General features: G+C 72.7%; 16 protein-coding genes. 8 read left to right on the top strand and 8 right to left on the bottom strand.

The window, feature by feature from the left end:
* Positions 1–81 precede the first annotated feature (81 nt).
* Positions 82–1812: a D-alanyl-D-alanine carboxypeptidase/D-alanyl-D-alanine-endopeptidase gene (gene dacB / locus ACFYPM_RS05745; protein ID WP_387191663.1), complete on the bottom strand. Its 1731-nt coding sequence runs from the start codon at positions 1810–1812 to the stop codon at positions 82–84.
* A gap of 312 nt (positions 1813–2124) precedes the next feature.
* Between dacB and ACFYPM_RS05740 the strand changes: the two genes are divergently transcribed.
* The gene (locus ACFYPM_RS05740; RefSeq protein WP_357857125.1) at positions 2125–2631 is read left to right on the top strand and encodes an inorganic diphosphatase; all 507 of its coding nucleotides are present in this window, start codon (positions 2125–2127) and stop codon (positions 2629–2631) included.
* A 32-nt stretch (positions 2632–2663) separates the two neighbouring features.
* Here ACFYPM_RS05740 and eccD read toward each other — a convergent pair whose 3' ends face one another.
* The gene (gene eccD, locus ACFYPM_RS05735; protein WP_387191660.1) at positions 2664–4067 is read right to left on the bottom strand and encodes a type VII secretion integral membrane protein EccD; all 1404 of its coding nucleotides are present in this window, start codon (positions 4065–4067) and stop codon (positions 2664–2666) included.
* Positions 4068–4167: 100 nt separating this feature from the next.
* Here eccD and eccCa point away from each other — a divergent pair, with 100 nt between their 5' ends.
* The 4 genes from eccCa to ACFYPM_RS05715 all read left to right on the top strand — a co-directional run bounded on the left by eccCa (position 4168) and on the right by ACFYPM_RS05715 (position 11147).
* Positions 4168–8148, top strand: a complete 3981-nt coding sequence (eccCa, locus tag ACFYPM_RS05730) for a type VII secretion protein EccCa (protein ID WP_387191658.1) — start codon at positions 4168–4170, stop codon at positions 8146–8148.
* A 74-nt stretch (positions 8149–8222) separates the two neighbouring features.
* Positions 8223–9560, top strand: a complete 1338-nt coding sequence (gene mycP / locus ACFYPM_RS05725; RefSeq protein WP_387191656.1) for a type VII secretion-associated serine protease mycosin — start codon at positions 8223–8225, stop codon at positions 9558–9560.
* A gap of 53 nt (positions 9561–9613) precedes the next feature.
* Complete coding sequence (locus ACFYPM_RS05720; RefSeq protein WP_387191654.1) at positions 9614–10405, top strand: phosphatase PAP2 family protein; 792 nt, start codon at positions 9614–9616, stop codon at positions 10403–10405.
* Positions 10406–10442: 37 nt separating this feature from the next.
* Positions 10443–11147, top strand: a complete 705-nt coding sequence (locus ACFYPM_RS05715; protein WP_387191652.1) for a phosphatase PAP2 family protein — start codon at positions 10443–10445, stop codon at positions 11145–11147.
* Positions 11148–11160: 13 nt separating this feature from the next.
* Here ACFYPM_RS05715 and ACFYPM_RS05710 read toward each other — a convergent pair whose 3' ends face one another.
* The 6 genes from ACFYPM_RS05710 to ACFYPM_RS05685 all read right to left on the bottom strand — a co-directional run bounded on the left by ACFYPM_RS05710 (position 11161) and on the right by ACFYPM_RS05685 (position 16583).
* Positions 11161–12339, bottom strand: a complete 1179-nt coding sequence (locus ACFYPM_RS05710) for a MarP family serine protease (protein ID WP_387191650.1) — start codon at positions 12337–12339, stop codon at positions 11161–11163.
* Between the two features lie 63 nt (positions 12340–12402).
* The gene (locus ACFYPM_RS05705) at positions 12403–13095 is read right to left on the bottom strand and encodes a CoA pyrophosphatase (protein ID WP_357252925.1); all 693 of its coding nucleotides are present in this window, start codon (positions 13093–13095) and stop codon (positions 12403–12405) included.
* Positions 13092–13856 (bottom strand): TlpA family protein disulfide reductase, encoded by a 765-nt coding sequence (locus ACFYPM_RS05700; protein WP_387191648.1) that lies wholly within the window; start codon positions 13854–13856, stop codon positions 13092–13094. Before ACFYPM_RS05700 ends, ACFYPM_RS05705 begins: the two co-directional genes overlap by 4 nt.
* Positions 13853–14641, bottom strand: coding sequence for an endonuclease III (gene nth / locus ACFYPM_RS05695; protein ID WP_387191646.1), 789 nt, complete (start codon positions 14639–14641; stop codon positions 13853–13855). Before nth ends, ACFYPM_RS05700 begins: the two co-directional genes overlap by 4 nt.
* A gap of 41 nt (positions 14642–14682) precedes the next feature.
* Positions 14683–15864, bottom strand: a complete 1182-nt coding sequence (locus tag ACFYPM_RS05690) for a CapA family protein (RefSeq protein WP_387191644.1) — start codon at positions 15862–15864, stop codon at positions 14683–14685.
* A 56-nt stretch (positions 15865–15920) separates the two neighbouring features.
* On the bottom strand, positions 15921–16583 hold the full coding sequence (locus ACFYPM_RS05685) for an adenosylcobinamide amidohydrolase (protein ID WP_387191642.1): 663 nt from the start codon (positions 16581–16583) through the stop codon (positions 15921–15923).
* 143 nt (positions 16584–16726) lie between these two features.
* On the opposite strand from ACFYPM_RS05685, the gene ACFYPM_RS05680 reads away from it, so the two are divergent.
* From ACFYPM_RS05680 to ACFYPM_RS05670, 3 genes are all read left to right on the top strand, one after another.
* Positions 16727–17404, top strand: coding sequence for a Crp/Fnr family transcriptional regulator (locus tag ACFYPM_RS05680; protein WP_110563686.1), 678 nt, complete (start codon positions 16727–16729; stop codon positions 17402–17404).
* A gap of 137 nt (positions 17405–17541) precedes the next feature.
* On the top strand, positions 17542–18285 hold the full coding sequence (locus ACFYPM_RS05675; protein WP_387191641.1) for a metallophosphoesterase family protein: 744 nt from the start codon (positions 17542–17544) through the stop codon (positions 18283–18285).
* A gap of 225 nt (positions 18286–18510) precedes the next feature.
* On the top strand, positions 18511–20373 hold a 1863-nt coding region (locus tag ACFYPM_RS05670), incomplete at its 3' end, for a hypothetical protein (RefSeq protein WP_387191639.1).

Raw genomic sequence — 20373 nt, 5'->3', positions numbered from 1 at the left:
TACCCGCGCCGCGACACCCCGGCCCGCGCTCGCGATCCCGATCCACGGCGAGGGCGTCCCCCGGTAGGGCCGCAGTGCCGGTCAGCGGCAGCCGCAGCCGGCCAGCGCGGCGGTGATCCGATCCAGCGCCGGTTGGGCGGTCTCCTTTCCGCCCGGCACCCGATCCGTGAGCACCGCGAAGGTGAGTAGCCGACCATCGGCGGTGGTGACCAGGCCCGCAATGGAGTGCACGGCGGTCAGTGTGCCGGTCTTCGCCCGGACGCTGCCCGCCCCGGCGGCGGTGCCGGCGGCGGTGCGGTAGCGCTCGTCCAGGGTCCCCGACCAGCCGCCCACCGGCAGACCGCCGAAGACGCCCGCCAACTCCGGATGATCCGGGCTGGCGGCCAGTCGGATCAGGTCGGTCAGCAACGACGGGCTGATCCGGTTGTTGCGGGACAGCCCGCTGCCGTCGGACAGGGTGATCTCGTCGGCGGGCAGGCCCAACTCGGCCACCTCCGCGTCCATCGCGGCGGCGCCACCGTCGAACGAGGCCGGCTGGTTGCGGGCCATCGCGACCTGACGGGCCAACGCCTCGGCCACCAGGTTGTCACTCTCGCTGATCATGATGTCGACCAGCCGGATCATCGGCGGCGACTGCACCGCACCCAGTTCGGTGCCCGGCGCCGGGGTGCCACCGCCCGCGGCGGGCGCCGGTGCCGTGCCCCGCTTCACAGCGTCGCCCGACACGCCGAGCAGCCGGGCGAACGCCTTGCCGGCGGCCAGGTCCGGCTCGGCGAACCGCGCTGCGGCCCCGTGCGGGACGCTCGGATCCCGGCGTGCGCCGTCGGTCATCAACGCCGTCACCGCGCCACCGGAGCCACCGGTGGGGATGTCGTCGTCCCAGCCCGGACCATAGACCGGGCCGGAGTAGACCGAACCGTCGACGGTGACACTGGTCGGGGTGGTGCCGCCGAGCGCCGTACGCACCTGGGCGGCCAACTCGTCGAGCCGCGCCGCGCCCGGGTAGTAGCCCTTCTTGTCGATCGCGAGGGTGGGATCGCCACCACCGATGATCACCACCTCGCCGGCCTTCGTGCCGGCCACGGCGCGAGTGGGGATCCGGTAGCCGGGTCCCCGGGCTGCCAGTGCCGTGACCGCGGTCGCCAGTTTGGTCACCGAGGCGGGCACGGTGCCGTCGTCCGCCCCCTTGTCGAACAGCGTCTGGCCGGAGCTGACATCGGCCACCGAGACGTTCACCCGATCGCCCAGGGCGGCGACCCCGACAAGTGGGTCGAGCGCGGCACGAACCCCGTCCGGGGTGGGTACCGGAGCGTTCGGGTCCGGGCCGGACAGCACGTCCGCCGGGTCCGGCTCCGGGGTCGCGCCCACGGCGTTCGGCGCGGACCCGGCGTCGTTGCCCAGCCATCCAGCGACCGGCCCGGGTCGGACGACGACGACGCCGACACCGGCGAGCACCAGCAGCAGCACGACGGCCAACACCACCGGCAGCCGCCGCCGACGAGCGGGGGCGACCGGTGCGGGGGCCGGCGCGGCACCGGCGGGCGACGGCAACGCGGAGATCGGCGGACCCAGCGGTGGGGCGCCACCGGGGGTGGCGGTCGGGCCGGGCCACGCACCGGGCGGAGCCGGACTGACCGGGACGGACGCGCTCCCGCGCGACGGGCCACCCGAGGTCGGGCCGGGCGGAGCCGGACTCACCGGGACGGACGCGCTGCCGCGCGGCGGGCCGCTCGTCGGCCGGTCACCGCCGGCTACCGGGAAGCGGCCGTTGTTCGGGGTGGGCGGGGTCGAGCCGGGGGGCCGCCAGGGCATTGGTGGGGGCGTCCCGGTTGCCGGCGTCCCCGGCTCGGGAGCCCGGGGCAGGTGGGCCTCCGGCACCGGAACCCGGCCCGTGGCGCCGCCGGAGCCGGATCGTCCGGTACCGTGCGCGGAGCCCCCGTCCGGGCGGTAGTGTGAATCTTCCCTCCCCACGACCCCCTCCTCCCCCAGCGAAAATCGGCTTGGGTGACACTACTTCGGTCCGAAGACTATGCGGCGGCCGGAGTCGGCGGGTGGGCATTCACCTGTCCGGAGGGGCCGCCATTGGTTCCGTTAGCCAGCGTGGGCAGACGAGGGAGCGTGCAGATGGATTTCGACGTGACGGTTGAGATCCCCAAGGGTCACCGGAACAAGTACGAGGTGGACCACAAGACCGGTCGCATCCGGCTGGACCGCACCCTTTTCACCTCAACCCAGTACCCGGCGGACTATGGGTTCATCGAGGGCACGCTGGGCTTGGACGGCGACCCGCTGGACGCTCTGGTGCTGGTCCCCGAGCCGACCTTCCCGGGTTGCCTCATCCGCTGCCGCACCATCGGCATGTTCCGGATGACCGACGAAAAGGGCGGGGACGACAAGGTCCTCTGCGTGCCCTACGAGGACCCACGCCAGGAGCACCTGCGCGACATCCACCACCTGGGCGAGTTCGACCGGTTGGAGATCCAGCACTTCTTCGAGGTGTACAAGGATCTGGAGCCCGGCAAGTCGGTGGAGGGCGCGACCTGGGTCGGCCGCACCGAGGCCGAGGCCGAGGTCCATGCCTCGTACCAGCGGGCCAGGGACGCCGAGGCGCGCGGCGAATCCATGCACTAACGTACCCCTGACGCACCGGGCCCGAGGGCCGCTCAACCGAGCAGCCCTCGGGCCCGTTCGTACAGGTCGAGCACCGCGCAGGCGATCGGCACCACGGCGACCGCCAGGGCCGTGTCGATGAGGTCGGCGACCCTTCCGAGGTACGGCGAGACCGGCCGGCGGGCGTATCCGGTGCCGCTGGCGGCAGCCACCAGGGCCAACGCCGCACCGCCCAGGACCAGCGCCAACCGCCCGACGTCGTCGGCCCGGCCAACGAGCACCACGCCCAGCACGGTGTAGCCGGCCAGCCCGGCCAGCACCGTGGGAAGCCGGTGCCGCAACGCCACGAACAGCCGCGAACGCAGCAGCAGCACGGCCGAGGTGACCGCCAGCAGCACCCAGCCGGCCGCCGTGCCGGCAACCCCGAGTACGACCGCGGCGGCCACCGCCAGCAGGGCGTGCCCGATCAACATCCCGGTGAGCACCTCCTCGGTGCGGGTCACCGCCGCGTTCACCCGGCTCCGGTCCGGCAGATCCCGGGATCGCTCCGGCCCCTCGCTGGAGGTCGAGGTCGGCAGGGTGATCGGCGGCAGGGGGAGTTTGCCCAGCCGGATGGCCAGCAGCGGGATCACGCCGACGGCGAAGACCAGGGCGCTGAGCAGCACCGCCGCCGCGCCGGCCGGGCTGAGCAGCAGCCCACCGAGCGCCGCGCCGGCACCGATCAGGCCAACCGTCACACCGGCCACGAAGACCCGTAGCCGGCTGGCCACTCCGAGCAGGCCGATCAGCGCCACCAGTGACAGCGCCACCGAGCCGGCCAGCAGCTCGGGCGCGCCCACCCAGCGGACCGGCCCGAACGGCCCGACCGGGTCGCCGGAGCCGACCGCGAGTGCGCCGGCCGTGAACGCGTACGGCAGCGCGTAGCCGCCGAGTGTCGCCCCGGCGGTGCCGTCGCCGTTGGCGCGGGAGGCGACCGCACCGGCCACGGTGAGCAGCAGCGCCACCACGGCGGCGGCCAGCCAGCCAGCCCGGTACGTCGGGCCGCCGACGAGCAGGGCGAGCAGCCCGACGGTGAGCGGGACGGCCGCACCGGCGAGACCGGCGGCCCGGGTGGCGGTGGGCGACCAGGCGCCGCCGCGGCGGCGGGCACCGTCGGCGATCGCCTCGACCACGTCGTCGTACTCCAGCTCGGGCCAGTGCGCGCGGGCCGGCACGAGGTGCAGCACCTCACCGTCGCGGACCCCTTGGGGCAGCAGTGCCTGTGCGGTCGTCAGCAGCGCGCCGTCGGTGCGGCGTAGAACCCAACCGCCGTGCTGTTCGCCGTCGTCGGCCAGCCCGACGCCGGCGTGCCGGAGCACGTCGGGCAGCAGCTCGGCGAGAGGCACCTGCTCTGGCAGGGCGACGTCCACCCGTCGTTGTGGCGCGCTGATGGTGACGCGGGCCAGACCGGTAGTCATCGACTGGTCTCCATCTCGGAGGGATCGGAGGCTGTGCGGACGACAGGACTTTACCTACCATGAGTCCGGCTCGGGTTACCCAGCGCAGTCAGGAGGCCGAGTGTCGACAGTCGTCATCAAGCGCCCACCACGTCGACCGGCGCCGGAGATTCCCGCCGGCGAACTGCCGGTCGAGGCACCGCCGGAGATCCCCGTGGTGACCGGTGGGCGGTGGCAGCAGATGCTCATGCTGCTGCCGATGCTCGGCGGTACGGTCGCGATGGCGATGATGTTCGGCCGGGGCGGCGGCGCCTACTCGTACGTGGTGGGTGGGATGTTCGGCCTCTCCTCGTTGGCGATGCTGGTGACCTCCTGGGGCAGCGCCTCCGGCACACCGAAGAAGTCCGAGATGATGGCCGCCCGCCGGGAGTACCTGCGCCACCTGGCCACGCTACGGCGGCGGGTCCGACGCACCGCGGGCCAGCAGCGGGCCGGGCTCTACTACCGGCACCCGGACCCGGGCGGGCTCTGGTCGACTGTGGACAGTCACCGGGTCTGGGAACGACGTCCCGCCGACCCGGACTTCGCGGTGGTCCGGGTCGCCGTCGGGCCGCAGACCCTGGCCACCCCGCTCGTCCCACCCGTCACCCGGCCGCTGGAGGAGCTGGAGCCGATGACCGCCGGCGCGTTGCGCCGCTTTCTGGACGCGTACTCCGTGGTGCCGGACCTGCCGGTGGCCCTGTCGTTGCGCAGCTTCGCCCGGGTGCACGTGCGGCCCGCCAGCCGGAGCGGTGGCGGCGCCCCGACCACCGGCGGGCCACCCACCGGCGACCCGGCGGCGCAGGCGCTGGTCCGGGCGGTGCTGACCCAGCTCGCGGTCTTCCACGCCCCCGACGAGCTGCTCGTCGCCGTCTGCGCGGGACCGGAACGCCGGGCCTGCTGGGAGTGGGTGAAGTGGCTCCCGCACGCCCACCATCCGAGCCGCACCGACGCGCTCGGCCCGGTACGGCTGGTCACCAGCTCCGCCGCCGAGTTGGAACGGCTGCTCGCCGACGTGCTGGCCAGCCGGTCGCGGTTCAGCCCGGCCGGACCCGCCACCGACGGCCCGCACGTGGTGGTGGTGCTCGACGGCGGCGACCTGACCGGCGCCAGTGACCTGACCGGTGACGGCGGCATCGATGCGCTCACCGTGCTGGACCTGGACACTCCGCCGCCCCGGCTGCTCGACAGGTACGCGCTGCTGCTGGAGTTGCACGACCGACGGCTGCACTCGTGGTCGTCCGACGGGCACGCCGAGGTGGGCACCGCCGATCAGTTGGACCTCGCCGACGCCGAGGCGGTCGCCCGACGGTTGGCGCCGCTGCGGCTCGCCGGCGCGGCCCGCGGACCGGACGCCCCGCTCCAGGCCGACCTGGGCCTTCCCGAACTACTCGGGCTCGGTGACCCGCAGAGCTTCACCGCTGAGCAGGGCTGGCTGCCGCGCTCGGCACGGGACCGGCTGCGGGTGCCGATCGGGGTGGGTGCGGATGGCGGCGCGATCGAGCTGGACCTCAAGGAGTCCGCCCAGGACGGGATGGGACCGCACGGCCTGCTCATCGGGGCGACCGGCTCCGGCAAGTCCGAGCTGCTCCGCACGCTGGTGCTGGGGCTCGCCGCCACGCACAGCTCTGAGCAGCTCAACTTCGTGCTCGTCGACTTCAAGGGTGGCGCCACCTTCGCCTCGTTCGACAGGTTGCCGCACACCGCGGCGGTGATCACGAACCTGGCCGACGCGTTGCCCCTGGTCGACCGAATGGTCGACGCGATCAACGGGGAGTTGGTCCGCCGGCAGGAACTGCTGCGCCGCGCCGGCAATTTCGCCAGCGTGCGCGACTACGAGCGGTCCCGGGCGGCCGGCAGCCCACTGGCCCCGCTGCCGTCGCTGCTGCTGATCTGCGACGAGTTCTCCGAACTGCTCTCCGCCAAGCCCGACTTCATCGACCTGTTCGTGCAGATCGGCCGGCTGGGCAGGTCGCTCGGCGTGCACCTGCTGCTCGCCAGCCAGCGGCTGGAGGAGGGGCGGCTCCGTGGGCTGGACACCCACCTGTCGTACCGGATCGGGTTGCGAACCTTCTCCGCGTTGGAGTCGCGCACGGTGCTCGGGGTGCCGGACGCGCACGAGCTGCCCCGCTCGCCGGGGCACGGCTACCTGCGCGCCGGCACCGACCCGCTGGCCCGGTTCAAGGCCGCGTACGTCTCCGGTGCGGTCCGCCGGCAGACCGCGCCGGCCGGCGTCGCGGCCGAGGGGGGTGCCCGGCTACTCACCTTCACCACCCACGTGGTGCCGGTGCCCGAACCGGCGACCCCGGTCGTGCCCGCCGCGGCGGAGGAGGAGGACCGGGAGACACTGCTCGACCTGCTGGTGGACCGGCTCGTCGGGCAGGGTCCACCAGCGCACCAGGTCTGGCTCCCGCCGCTCGGTCCGCCACCGGCCCTGGATGAGCTGCTCGGCCCGGTCGAGGTGGACCAGGAGCGCGGGCTCAGCGTGGGCAACCCGGAGCTGCACGGCTCGCTGGGTGTGCCACTGGCCGTCGTGGACAAGCCGTTGGAGCAGCGCCGGGACCTGCTCTGGCTGACGCTGGACGGGGCAGCCGGGCACGTCGCGGTGGTCGGTGCGCCACAGAGCGGCAAGTCCACCGCGCTGCGTACGCTGATCTGCGCGTTGGCGCTCACCCACACCCCGGTCGAGGTGCAGGTCTACTGCCTGGACTTCGGTGGCGGCGGGCTGGCCGCGTTGCGCGACCTTCCGCACGTGGGTGGGGTGACCGGTCGGGCCGACCCGACCGCCGTCCGGCGCACCGTCGGCGAGATGAGCACCGTGCTGGCCGATCGGGAACGCCGGTTCGCGGAGTTGGGCGTGGAGTCGATGGCCGCGTACCGGCAGCGGCGGGCCGCAGCTCCAACGACCAGCCAGCTCGGGGCCGATCCGTTCGGCGACGTGTTCCTGGTGATCGACGGTTGGACTACGGTCCGGGGCGAGTACGACGATCTGGAACCGCTGGTCACCGACCTGGCCACCCGGGGACTGTCGTACGGGCTGCACGTGGTCGCCACCGCGCTGCGCTGGCTGGACTTCCGGCCGGCGATCCGGGACCTGTTCGGCTCCCGGCTGGAACTGCGCCTCGGCGATCCGTCCGACTCGCTGGTGGCCCGGCGTGCCGCCGCCAACGTGCCGGAGCGCTCCGGTCGGGGAGTGACCGCGGAGGGCCTGCACTTCCTCACCGCGCTGCCCCAGCTCGCCGATAACGGGGACACCGCCGATCTGGTCAAACGGGTCGCCGGCAGTTGGGGTGGCCCGTCGGCGCCCCGGGTGCGGCTGCTTCCGCCGGTGCTGCCGTACGACGAAATGGACCTGACCGCGACGTCCGGGCTGCGGTTGCCGATCGGGATCGCGGAGGCGGACCTGCGGCCGGTGTGGCTCGACTTCGCCACCGAGCCACACTTCGTGGTCTTCGGGGACTCGGAGTGCGGCAAGTCGTCGTTCCTGCGCGCGCTGGCCTCGTCGATCACCACCCGGTTCACCCCCGAGCAGGCCCGGGTGATCCTGGTCGACTACCGGCGCAGCCTGCTCGGCGCCATCGAGACGCCGCACCTGATCGGGTACGGCACCGCCGCGGCGCACACCGCCGAGCTTGTCGAGTCGGCCGCCGGTTACCTGGAGCGGCGTGCCCCCGGGCCGGAGGTCACCGGGCCACAACTGCGGGATCGATCCTGGTGGTCCGGGCCGGAGCTGTTCGTGCTCGTCGACGACTACGACCTGGTGGCGGCCGGGCCGGCCAACCCGCTGCGGGCGCTGGAGGAGCACCTGCCGCACGCCCGGGACGTCGGGCTGCACCTGGTGTTGGCCCGCCGGTCCGGTGGCGCGGGCCGGGCCCAGTACGAGCCGATCGTGCAACGGCTGCGGGAGCTTTCCACCGCCGGTCTGGTGATGGCGGGCAGCCCGGAGGAGGGTGCGCTCGTCGGGCCGGTGCGGCCGGGGCCGCTGCCGCCGGGGCGTGGTCGGTTGGTCACCCGGCGGGAGGGCGTACGCCTCGTTCAGCTCGCACAACTGCCGCCACAATGACCCGACTCGCCGGTTCTTCCCGTGGCGGGTGGGGAAACCGGTAATCTCCGATCGTCATGGTTCTGTCGGGATGAATGGCTGGGGATGTGACAGGGGTGCGGCACAGCGGTCCGTCGGCCGCCCGACGGGCGACCGTCCGGGCGCTGCTCGGTGCGGCCGCGGCGCTCGCCGTCGTCGCGCCGACCGCGGCGGCCGTGCCCGTGGCCGCGCCCAGCCACGGCGGCCAGTTGGCCGGCGGGCCGACGATGTTCGCCCCCGGCGACTCGATCGCTCGCACCGATCAGGTCCGCGACGAGCAGTGGCAGCTCGACGAGTTGCAGGCCGAGACGGCCTGGCGCAGCTCGACCGGCCGGGGCGTGACCGTCGCGGTGGTCGACTCCGGGGTGGACGGCAGTCATCCGGACCTGGTCGGCCAGGTGCTGCCCGGTCAGGATCTGGTCGGCTCCAGCGGCGGCGCGGGACCAGATCCGGTGGGGCACGGCACGACAGTCGCCGGCCTGATCGCCGGCCGCAGGGACGACAAGCGGGGTGTGGTCGGGCTCGCGCCGGACGCGCGGATCCTGCCGGTCCGGGTGCTCGACGAGGACAACCGCTACGACGACGCGCTGATCGTGGCCCAGGGGGTCCGCTGGGCGGTCGATCACGGCGCCCGCGTGATCAACCTGTCGTTGGGCGGCAGCGGCGACAGCCCCGCCCTGGCGGCGGCCCTGGACTACGCGTTCGTCCGGGACGTGGTCGTGGTCGCCTGCACCGGCAACCTGGCCACCTCCAGCAGCACCAAGGTGTGGTATCCGGCGCGTGAGCCGGGGGTGATCGCGGTCGCCGGCCTGGAGCGCAACAGCGAGGACCTGTGGTCCGGGTCGATCACCGGCCGGGCGACGGTGCTCAGCGCCCCCGCCACCGGGCTGGTCGGCGCCAAACCCCCGAGCGGGTACTGGCGGGTGCAGGGCACCAGCTTCGCCGCGCCACTGGTGGCGGCCACCGCCGCGCTGGTCCGGTCCCGCTATCCCCAGATGTCCGCGGGTGAGGTGGTCAACCGCTTGCTGACCACCGCCCGGGACCTCGGGCCGACCGGCCGGGACGACCGCTTCGGGTACGGGATGGTCGACCCGGTGGCCGCGTTGAGCGCCGACGTGCCACCGGTGACCGCGAACCCGCTCGACGATCAGACGTCGCCGGGGGTGACCGGCTTCGGTCCGGCACCCGGCTCGGCTGACGACTCGGTGGCCGGCGCCGGCAGCAATCCGCTCGGTCTCGCCGCTCCTCGTCAGCAGAGCCGGTGGACGGCCCGGGCGGCTGGTGGCGAGGACACGTCGGCACCGGAGCAACTGTGGACCGGGTTCATGCTTCTCGTCGCCCTGACCGGCGGCGCCACCCTGCTGGTGCGCCGGCTCCGCCAGCGGTCCCGGTGATCGGGGCCCACCGGCAGGCCTGACCGGCCGGACGGTGGGGTAGAACGGTTCGCATGAGCGCGCCCGGCCCACGTACCCTCGGCACCGCCCGGCACCCGTCCTGGCGGCACCGCCGACTCGACCCCGACCATTCGCTCGGGCTGCGGCTCACCCTGGCCGCGACGGCGGCGTTCCTGGTGCTCGTGCCTTTCGCGCTGCTCGCGCTGCTGGTGCTCGGCGCCTGGGCACCGCTGCACCGGCTGGACACGGCGGTCACCGAGGCGCTGCACGGTCACGCCGTCGACCACCCGGCCTGGGTCGTGCTGATGCACACCTGGAGCGAGGTGTTCGCGCCGATGCCGCTGCGGGCCGTCACCCTGCTCGTGGTGATCTGGCTGCTGCGCCGGGGAGCCCGCCGACTGGCCCTGTGGGCGACCACCACCATGGTGGTGGGTGGGCTGTTCGGCCCGTTGCTGAAGCTGCTCGTCGGCCGGGACCGACCGGAGCTGCTCGACCCGGTGGCGCGGGCCGCCGGCTATTCGTTCCCCTCCGGTCACGCGCTGAACGCCACCCTGACCGCCGGGGTGCTGCTGCTGGTGTTTCTGCCGTACGTCGGCCGGGGAGTGGCACGGATCGCGCTCTGGGTCGGCGCGCTGCTGCTCACCGTGGTGACCGGGCTGAGCCGGGTGGCGCTCGGCGTGCACTTCAGCAGCGACGTGCTCGGCGGCTGGCTGCTCGGCGTGGCGGTGGTCGCGGCGACCACCGCCGCGTTCACCAGTTGGCGGGCACACACCGGCCTGCGACCGGTCCGGCCGGCCCGCGACGGCGTCGCTCCCGAGATCGAGCGGCATCCCGACGCGGCCTGAGGCGTGCCGACGACGTCGAACGGGTATTGGCCGGCCCATGCCCGACACCGTGGTCCAGATCGTCCGGCGGGTGCTCCTGCCGGTGTCCCTCCTGTTCGGCGTCATGGTGCTGCTCGGAGTGCTGGTCACCCGGGTGCTCGCCCGGACCTGGCCGTTCACCGTCGAGGACGCGGTGAATCGGGAGTTCGCCGGTGACCGCACCGGCGGTTGGAACGACGTCTCGCTGGTGTTCAGCACGCTGGCCAGCACCCAGATGATCGTCGTGGTCACCGTGCTGGTGGCGCTGGCGCTGCGGCTCTGGCTGAAGCGCTGGCGGGAGCCCCTGTTCCTGTGCGCGGCGGTCACCGCCCAGGCGCTGGTGTTCCTGCTGACCACGATGGTGATCGACAGGCAACGGCCGGCGGTGGAGCACATGGACGTCTCGCCGCCCACGTCGAGTTTCCCGTCCGGGCACACCTCGGCGGCGGTGGCACTCTACGTCGGCATCGCCGTGCTGATGGCGCTGCGGGTCCGCAGCACCGGGGCGAAGGTCGCCTGGTGGACGCTGCTGCTGATGGTGCCGCTGGGCGTGGCGTTGACCCGGATGTATCGGGGGATGCACCACCCGAGCGACGTGGTGGCGTCCTTCCTCAACGGCGGCACCTGCGTGGCGATCATGGCCCGTGCCGTGCTGGACCGCGGGCTGCGGTGGGGGCGGGCCAAGCTGCCGGCCGCGCGACGAGCCGCGCCGACTCCCAGCTGACCCCGCACGGCGGTCAGGTGCACTCGCCGGTGCCGACCTGCCGGTTACGCTCGGCACCGGCCAGCGCGACCGGGCGGGCCTCGGCCGCGGTCACCGCGAAGCCGGTGTTCGAGTCGTCAACCGCCGCCGCGAAGATCACGCCGAGCACCAGGCCGTTGGCGGAGAGCAGCGGACCTCCCGAGTTGCCGCTGCGGACCAGCGCCCGGATCGTGTAGATCTCCCGGGTGACGTCACCGTCGGAGTAGATGTCCGGTCCCTTGATCCGGTCGACGTCGCGGATCCGCGCCGACTGCGCGTTGTAGGGGCCGTCGAGCGGGAAGCCGAGCACGATGGCGTCGGCGCCGCTGCCCGCGTTACCGGCGGCGAAGCGCAGGGACGGACCGGGCAGTCCGGGTACGAGGAGCACGGCCAGGTCCCGGTCCGGGTCGTAGACCACCACCTTGCCGTCGTACCGCTCGCCGCCCAGTTCCACGGCGACCGAGCGGGTCCCGGCGACGACGTGGGCGTTGGTCATCACCCGGTCGTCGGCATAGACGAAGCCGGAACCCTCGATGCGGCGTGAACAGCTGGGCGCGGAGCCGAGCACCTTGACGACCGACCGCTGCCCGTTGACCACCACCTGTGAGCCGGCCAGTGCCGGGTCGGGCGGCTCGACCTGCCGGGCGCGCGTGGGCGCGAGGTCACCGAAGACGTCCGGGAACCCGTCGGTGTCGAGAGTGTCCTGCAATGCCGTGGTCAGATCGTGGGCCTGGTTGGGCAGGACCCGGTTCACCACCGTGATCAGCGCGCTGTTGCGCACCGCAGCGGCGATCCCGGGCACCGCGGACGAGCCGAACGGCACGGCGATCAGCCAGGCGAACAGGAGCACCGCGAGCAGTGAGACGACGGCTCCGCCGATGTCGTCGGCCCGCCTGCCCACCTCACTGGTGATCGTCTTACGCAGACGGGAGCCGAGCCAGCCGGCGAGTGCCTGCCCGATCACTGCCAGGCCGAAGATCGCCACCAGCGAGATCAGCACCCGGGCGACGGGATCCGCGAACTGCCTGGCGAACAGCGGCCCGAGCTGGAGGCCCAGCAGCAGGCCCAGAAAGAACCCGGCGAGCGACAGAATGCCGATGGCGAAGCCCTGACGGTATCCGCTGATCGCGAACAGGAGCATGAGCAGGAGCAGCAGCAGATCCACGACCGACACGGGTCAAGCGTACGGGCAGTGTGCCCACCGGATGACCATCGCTTGCGGAAAGTGAGGGCGCGGTCAGCGCAGGGCACTCTCGTCGGCGTCGTCGGTGCCCGCCGACGGGGCTGGGGCCGCTCCACTCGGCGGCAGCTCCACCACCCGCTCACGCGGCCACGGCCGAGCCCACCCGCCCATCTCCAAGAGGGTGGCCAGCACCCCGGCGGTGAAGCCCCAGACGAGCATCCCCCGTGCGGAGAACGCCGGGCCGATCCAGCCGCTCGGGTGGCGGACCCGCAGCCGGTTGGCCGGGTCGACCAGCTCGCTCACCGGCAGACGGGCCACGTGCGCCACCTCGGCCGGCTCCCGGGGGTGCACCGGGTGCGGGTCGTGCCACCAGGCCAGCACCGGGGTGACCACGAAGTCGCTGACCGGGATCCACAGTTTCGGCAGCTCCGCCAGTACGGTCACGCTGGTCGGGTCGAGGCCGACCTCCTCGTTCGCCTCGCGGAGGGCGGTGGCCCGGACGTCGGCGTCCTCCGGGTCGGCCGCACCCCCGGGAAAGGCCGGCTGGCCGGCGTGGGTACGCAGGGTGGCGGCGCGTTGCAGGACCAGCACGTCGGGGCCGACGCCGGGCTGCTCGCCGAGCAGCACCAGCACGGCGCTCTCCCGACCACCCTCGGCCGGAGTGGTCAGCCGGGTGAAGTCCTCGGCGCGGGCGGTGCCGAGCCGGGTCAGCAACGGCTCGATCCACTCGGGCGGTCGACGGGTCACGCGGACACCGCCAGGCCGAGGTGCGTACGGACCAGGGCGGCGAGTTGGGCGTCGTCGAGCGCACCGCTGGCGTCCACGTACCGGATCCGGCCCTGCGAGTCGACGAACAGGGTCAGCGGGATGGCGTTGCGCCGCAACTCCCGTTGCACCGCGTCGCCCTGGTCGACCAGGATCGGGAACCGTACGCCGAAGTCCTCACCGATGGACTGTGCGCCGTCGCGGCTGTCCCGACTGTTGACCCCGAGCACCTGGAGCTGACCGGCGGCCCGCTCGCTGAGGCGTTGGAAGGCGGGCAGCTCCTTGCGGCACGGCGGGCACCAGGAGGCCCACACGTTGATCACCACCGGCCCGGCCACGTCCCGAAGGGCGACGGGCGCGCCGCCGGTGAAGCAGGCCAGCGTCAGCTCCGGCAGCGCCTGACCGCCAGCGGCGGAGGCCGTCGCGCCGGTGCCGGTTGCGGAGGCCGCCGTGGCGGGGGCCGTCGCGCCGGGCGTGGCGGCGGGGGCCGTCGCGCCCCCCGTGGCGGCGGGGGCCGTCGCGCCCCCCGTGGCGGCGGGGGCGGTGGCGCCGGGCGTGGCGGGAGCCGTCGGGGCAGAGCCGGGCGAGGCAGCCGTGGGTCGGGCGCTCAGCATGGAACAGTCCCGGAACGGTGATGGTCGTTCAGCGGCGGCCCGGCGGGGGGCCGGATCGTCGGCGGCGCCACCGGTGCAGCCGGCGAGGGTCAGCAGCGGCAGGATCACCAGGGCGAGGCGACGGTTCACGGCACCTCCGCGGCGACCGCCTGGGCGGGCACCAGCTCCGGGTCGACGCCAGCGGCCACCGCCAGGTCCCGCGCCCGAGGCCCCTTGAGCAGCTTCGCGGCGGCGGCGGGCTCGGTCGGGCCGGTGCCGTACGAGGGGCAGAGCTTTGCGAGCGTGCACGCGCCACAGGCCGGTTTGCGGGCGTGACAGACCCGCCGCCCGTGGAAGATGATCCGGTGCGACAGCATGGTCCAGTCCCGCTTCGGGTACAGCGCGCCGATCGCATGCTCGATCTTGACCGGGTCGGTTTCGCTGGTCAACTGCCACCGGTGGACCAGCCGCTGGAAGTGCGTGTCGACGGTGATGCCGGGAACGTCGAAGGCATTGCCGAGGATCACGTTCGCGGTCTTACGGCCGATCCCGGGCAGCGTCACCAGGTCGGCGAGCCGGCCGGGGACACTGCCGTCGTAGCGGTCGAGGAGAGCCTGGCCCAGCTTGATCAGCGAGTCGGTCTTGTTGCGGTAGAAGCCGGTGGGCCGGATCAGCTCCTCCATCTCGCCACGGTCGGCACCGGCGTACGCGGCGGCGCTCGGATAGCGGGCGAAGAGTTTCGGGGTGACCTCGTTGACCTTCTTGTCCGTGCACTGCGCGGAGAGGATCGTGGCGACGGACAGCTCCAGGGCGCTGGAGTGGTCCAGCTCGCAGTGCGCGTCGGGATGCGTCTCGGTCAGCACCCGGCCGATCTTGCGGGCACGGCGGGTGCGCCCGAGGTCGGTCTCGCTGGCGCCGGGGGGACTACTTGTCACGACGGTCAGCCTACGTCGCGCCCCGGACGTTCCCGCTCGGGTCAGCCGCCCGTTCGCGGAGAGATCTGGCCCTGCTCGTCGAACCGGGCGCCACTCTTCGGGAAGTCGCTCCCGCTCAGGTCGCCGATCAGGCCCAGACCCCTGTCGTTCGAGTCCATCGTCGGCTTACCGGCGTCGTTCATGTACGTCGAGGTGAACGAGCCACCGGCCCAGCTGCCGTCCGGCTTCAGCGAGACCTTCAGCACCCCACCCCAGCCGAGGCGGCCATCGTTGCTCAGCGAGTTGCCGCCGCCGGCGAAGTTGCCCAGGCTGTACGCAATCAGCCGGCCCTGGTAGAACTCCATGCCGCGCAGCACGTGCGGCCCGTGTCCGACGATCAGGTCGGCACCGGCGTCGATCATGGCGTGGGAGAACTTGACCGGGTCGCCCCGGTTCTCGCCCAGGAACATCTCGGTGCCCGGCTTGACCCGGGTCTTGTCCGCCCCCTCGCCACCCATGTGCACCTGCACCACGACCACGTCGGCCATGGTGGCGGCCTTGGCGACCACGGTCTTCGCCTCGGCGATGTCGACCAGGCTGTTGGACCAGACGTACGACGAGAAGCCGGCCACCGCGACCTTCACGCCCTTGACGTCGACCACGGTGATCTGGTCCGGCGCACCGGTGTGTCGCAGGTCGTACTTCTCCAGCGCCTGCTGGGTGTTCTCGTAGCCCTTCGGCCCGTAGTCGTAGCCGTGGTTGTTGGCCTGGTTGAGCACGTCGAAGCCGGCGTCGCGCAGGTGCGCGGCGTACTCCGGTGGGGCCCGGAACTGGAAACAGCGGGTGGAGTTGGCACCGCACTTGCCGGTGCCGGTGTCCACGGTCAGCGGCTCTTCCAGATTGCCCATCACCAGGTCGGCCTTGAGCGCCTCGGTGACCGAGGTGAAGAAGCCCTTGCCGCCGGCGGCGGGCAGCCGGCTCGGTGCGTTGCCCATGATGATGTCGCCGGTGGCGGACAGCGAGATCGCGCCGCCCGTGGCGGAGTCCGCCGGCCCGGTGGCCTCCGGGCCGGCCGTGGTCACCGGTGCGCCGGTGCCACCGCCGCCGGCACCGGGCTGCCAGACGGGAGCCTTCTCCCCGCCGGGGTCGCCGCAGCCGGCGACGAGCAGGACGGCCAGCAGCCCGGCGAGGCCGAGGACGACGCGGGGACGCGGGCGGGACGCGAGGGAGGCGGGAGCATACATCGCTCGCGACCCTACCGGGCCGACAACGCGCCGACGACAGCCGATCGGTCGGAAGTTCAGTCGGCAAGCTGCTCTGACCAGGGCACGACCGCCCGAGCACCCCCGGCGAGCACCGCCGCGTGCACCGCTCGGGCGAGCGGGGCGCCCCAGGTGGAGCGCGGCCCCCCGTACGCGGCCCCCGGCCCGTCGACCGGGCAGAGCACGGTGACCGCGTCGGTCGGGGTGCCGGTCCCCGGCAGTCCGAGGTCGGTGATCGCCTGGGTCTTCGCCTCGGTCGCCGTGGCCACCGCGTTGATCAGTGCCGAGTCGGCGAGTCGGGCTGGCACGTACACCACGATGTTGACCGTGCCGACCCGCTGGACGAGCCCGGCCGGAGCCGGCGCGGCCGCGCGCACCGGCGTGCCGAGCCCGACCGTCGCCCAGGCCCGGACCCCGGTGTCGGCCCGAGCCACCACCTCGGCCACGTCGACGCCGGTCAGCAGACCAACGCCGGGTCCGTCGAGGGCGAGGTCGGCGGCGAGCGCGGTCAGGTGGGCGGCCGGGTCGTCCCGGTCGTACGACATCGGCACTGTCGCGTTCAGCACCCAGTGCCGTTCGCCGATTCCACCGCCCAGCGGGCCGCTGCTGACGGCCCGCAGAGGTCCGTCGGCGCGCCAGACGAGCAGCGGAATGTCCCACCCGCCCTCGGAGCGACTGGTCAGAGTTGGCTCGCTCAGCACGTCGGGCAGGTTACGCCCAACGATCAAGATTCCAGGGGCGACCTCTGATTCAAGCTCATGTGCGCCTAGACTTGGCGGCGCGCGAGGGGATCAGCGGACGGCGGACCCGGCCGACGGACGGCACGCGCAACCGGAGGTGCGCGATGGACGAGGTACTGGCCCGCAGCGGGATCTTCCAGGGTGTCGACCCGGAAGCTGCCGAGGCGCTTGCCAAGGAGATGGAGACGATCGAAGTCCGCAAGGGCGAGATCGTTTTCAATGAGGGCGAGCCCGGTGACAGCCTCTATATCCTGCTGTCCGGGAAGATCAAGGTTGGTCGCCGCGCAGCGGACGGCCGGCAGAACCTGATCGCGGTGATGGGGCCGTCGGACATGGTCGGTGAGCTGTCGCTCTTCGACCCGGGTCCGCGTACGGCGACCGCCACCGCGGTAACGGACACCCGGCTCGTGCGGCTGCGCAAGCAGGCGCTGCGGCCGTGGCTGGCCAACCGCCCGGAGATCGCCGAGCAACTGCTTCGGGTGCTCGCCCGGCGGCTGCGACGGACGAACGACTCGCTCGCCGACCTGATCTTCACGGACGTGCCGGGTCGGGTCGCGAAGAACCTGCTCCAGATGGCCGGCCGGTTCGGCACCCGCGACGGTGGCGTCCTGCGGGTGACCCACGACCTCACCCAGGAGGAGATCGCCCAGCTCGTCGGCGCCTCCCGGGAAACGGTCAACAAGGCGCTCGCCGACTTCGCCTCGCGTGGCTGGCTGCGCCTGGACGGCAAGAGCATCATCATCCTGGACCCGGAGCGCCTGGCCCGGCGCGCCCGCGTCTGACCCGGCGCGCCGGGCTACCACCCCCGGCGCCCGCGACGTTCCGGCCCGGCCCGCGGTACGCGGACCGGGCCGGATTTCGTCGTCTGCCCGCCGCAGATTCGCTGGACCCGGCGCGGCGCCAGCGCCAGGGTGGGCTGATGCCGAACCGAGTCGCTGTCCTCTCCGACATCCACGGTGTGCTGCCCGCGCTGGAGGCCGTGCTGGCCGAGCCGGACGTCGCCACCGCCGATCTGATCGTGCTCACCGGGGACATCGCGGCCGGTCCACAACCGGTCGAGGTGTTGGACCTGCTCGCTGATCTCGGCGACCGGGTCTGCTGGGTCGGCGGCAACTGCGAGCGCGAGCTGGTCGAGGCCCGCGCCGGCCGCCCCGCCTCCATCGAGGTGTCGAACTGGGCCGCCGAGCAGCTCCGCGACGACCAACTGGATCGGCTGGCCGCACTTCCGCTGACGGTGACCCTGGAGATCGACGGCCTCGGACCGACGTTGTTCTGCCACGCCACCCCGCGCGACGACGAGGAGGTCGTCCTCGTCGACACCCGGATGGAGCGCTGGGCAGAGGTGTTCGCCGAGGTGCCGGCCGAGGTGACGACGGTGGTCTGCGGCCACACCCACATGCCCTTCACCCGGCTTGTCGATCGACGTCTGGTGGTCAACCCGGGCAGCCTCGGCATGCCGTACGGCGGCGCGGGGGCGTACTGGGCGCTGCTCGGGCCGGGCGTCCAGCTCCGCCGTACCCGCTTCGATGTCGACGCCGCCTGCGCCCGGGTGGCCGCCGAGTCGACCTTCCCGGACGCCGCCGAGTGGGCCGAGGAATTCCTGCGGTCCCGGCACAGTGACGCCGAGGCGCTCGCCGTCTTCGCTCCCCGCGACGGCCGCTGAAGCCGGTCTGACCCGTTCACCTCCTCGCCCGTCCCGGACCCCGTCCAGAGCTGTCCGGGACTGTCCCGACCTGCGGCTGCTCTTCCGGGACGAGGTGGGGACGGCTGTCATGAAACGAGTGAGCGCCGGCCGCGATGGCGGCGCCCACCGGCCCGGTCGTGACCCGGGCCGGCCGGCCGCCCTGGGCGGCGGGTGACCGTGGCAGACGAAAACTGGAGGGCAGTGATGGGTACCAGGCGTGCGGAAGGCCGTTCCACGCGGACCGGCTGGGTGTTGGCGCGGTGGGCGGCGGTGGTGCGCGGTTGGCTGGTGCCGCTGGTCGCGGTGGTCGCCGTCGCGGCGAGCCTCGTGCTTGTCGCCCCGGCCTCGGCAGCGTCGGCTGCCCCCGGAGATCCGGACGAGCGCCCGGCGGCGGCCAGCCCGACACCGGACCCGGCCGAATCCCGTAACGCGATGTCGCGAGCCCGCCGGATGCTCGCGAAACTCGGTTACGACATCTCGGCCCTGGGCTCACCGACCCCGGACGACCCGAACTACATGAAGAAAATCATCGGAAATCTGGCCGTCAAGAGGGTCGAGGGGTGGGTGGCGGAGGGCAAGACCGGCTTCAGTTGGAAAGACCTCCAGTCCTTGGCCCAGGACATCGAGGAGGGTTACCGCAAATCGAAGCAGAGCCTTGCGGGCCTGAAGAGGGAGTACGAGAAGAGCCAGCGAGAGCTGAAGAGGCTGACGGAGATCGCTAAGGACACCACCCGGTCGCCGGAGCAACGGGCCAAGGCAGCGGCCGAACTGCCGCAGAAGCGGAAGGACGTCGCCGACAACCGTCGCGACTTCCTCGATGCGAAGACCACCAAACCCGACCACGACGGGACCATCACCCGGCTGCGGAACAGGCTCGATGATCTGGACCGCGATCTGGCCACGGCCGAGCGGAGGGGTGCCCTGCCGGGCGCCAAGAAGGAGCTGGCGAAGAAGCGCGACGTCATCCAGAAGGAGCTGGACGAGGCCGAGGCGGAGAAGGCCGACTACGACCGTCGCAGGGGCGACGACGGCGACACCTCCGGCACCACCGCCCGTGGCCCCAAGGAACCGAAGGGGCCGAAGAAGCCACCGACCGGCGCGACCAGGACCGAGCCGAAGGGACCCCGGCCCGTCGGCTCGAAGGCGACGCGTCCGTGGTCCTCGATGTTCCGGCCGGGCGGCCCGCGGGTCGACAGCGGCGCCAGCGAGCTGATCGGCCAGGGCATCGCCGACGAGATCCGCAAGCACGGCCGGGTGAAGGATGAGAAGCTGCTGCACCGCGCGATGGAGGATCCGGCGCTGCGCCGGCGCATCATCGCCGACTACCGCGAGTACCCGGAGCGCAGCCCGTGGGAGAAGACCAGGCGTGACTTCGACGGGTCGAAGGGCTTTCGACAGACCGAGGCGCTGCGGATCGCCCCGGCACTGATCAAGTACGAGGAGGCCGAGAACATCGCGAAGCGGTCCAGGAACGACCGCAACTACCTCCAGGCCCACCGGGACTGCGGCGGCTACGACACCTGCGTCACGGATCGCACCCGCAAGCTCCGCGAACTCGACACCAAGGTCAAGAAGCAGGCCGACCGGTCCAACAACGACGCCGCGTACCGCCAGGCGCGCGTCGAGTGCGGCGGCTACGACACCTGCGTCACCGAACGCACCCGCAAACTCCGCGAACTCGACACCAAGGTCAAGAAGCAGGCCGACCGGTCCAACAACGACCCCGCGTACCGCCAGGCGCGCGTCGAGTGCGGCGGCTACGACACCTGCGTCACCGAACGCACCCGCAAACTCCGCGAACAGAACGCCCGCAACACCACCAACGCACCCACCACCAAGAAGACCACCACCGGCAACAACACCACACCCAAGAAGACCACCACCACCAAGAAGACCGACACCAAGAAGACCACCACCACGCGCGCCGACCGATCCAACAACGACCCCGCCTACCTCCAGGCCCGCAAGGAATGCGGCGGCTACGACACCTGCGTCACCGAACGCACCCGCAAACTCCGCGAACAGAACGCCCGCAACACCACCAACGCACCCACCACCAAGAAGACC

This window comes from Micromonospora sp. NPDC005203 (assembly GCF_042872705.1).
In the GTDB taxonomy this organism is placed as follows: Bacteria; Actinomycetota; Actinomycetes; order Mycobacteriales; family Micromonosporaceae; genus Micromonospora.
This window is presented reverse-complemented; position numbering and strand designations above follow the sequence as displayed.

Coding starts and splice junctions, on each gene's coding strand:
- dacB (WP_387191663.1), bottom strand. CDS start 1,812: ATGCCCTGGCGGCCCCCCGGCTCGACCCCGCCCACCCCGAACAACGGC.
- ACFYPM_RS05740 (WP_357857125.1), top strand. CDS start 2,125: ATGGATTTCGACGTGACGGTTGAGATCCCCAAGGGTCACCGGAACAAG.
- eccD (WP_387191660.1), bottom strand. CDS start 4,067: ATGACTACCGGTCTGGCCCGCGTCACCATCAGCGCGCCACAACGACGG.
- mycP (WP_387191656.1), top strand. CDS start 8,223: ATGGCTGGGGATGTGACAGGGGTGCGGCACAGCGGTCCGTCGGCCGCC.
- ACFYPM_RS05720 (WP_387191654.1), top strand. CDS start 9,614: ATGAGCGCGCCCGGCCCACGTACCCTCGGCACCGCCCGGCACCCGTCC.
- ACFYPM_RS05715 (WP_387191652.1), top strand. CDS start 10,443: ATGCCCGACACCGTGGTCCAGATCGTCCGGCGGGTGCTCCTGCCGGTG.
- ACFYPM_RS05690 (WP_387191644.1), bottom strand. CDS start 15,864: ATGTATGCTCCCGCCTCCCTCGCGTCCCGCCCGCGTCCCCGCGTCGTC.
- ACFYPM_RS05680 (WP_110563686.1), top strand. CDS start 16,727: ATGGACGAGGTACTGGCCCGCAGCGGGATCTTCCAGGGTGTCGACCCG.
- ACFYPM_RS05675 (WP_387191641.1), top strand. CDS start 17,542: ATGCCGAACCGAGTCGCTGTCCTCTCCGACATCCACGGTGTGCTGCCC.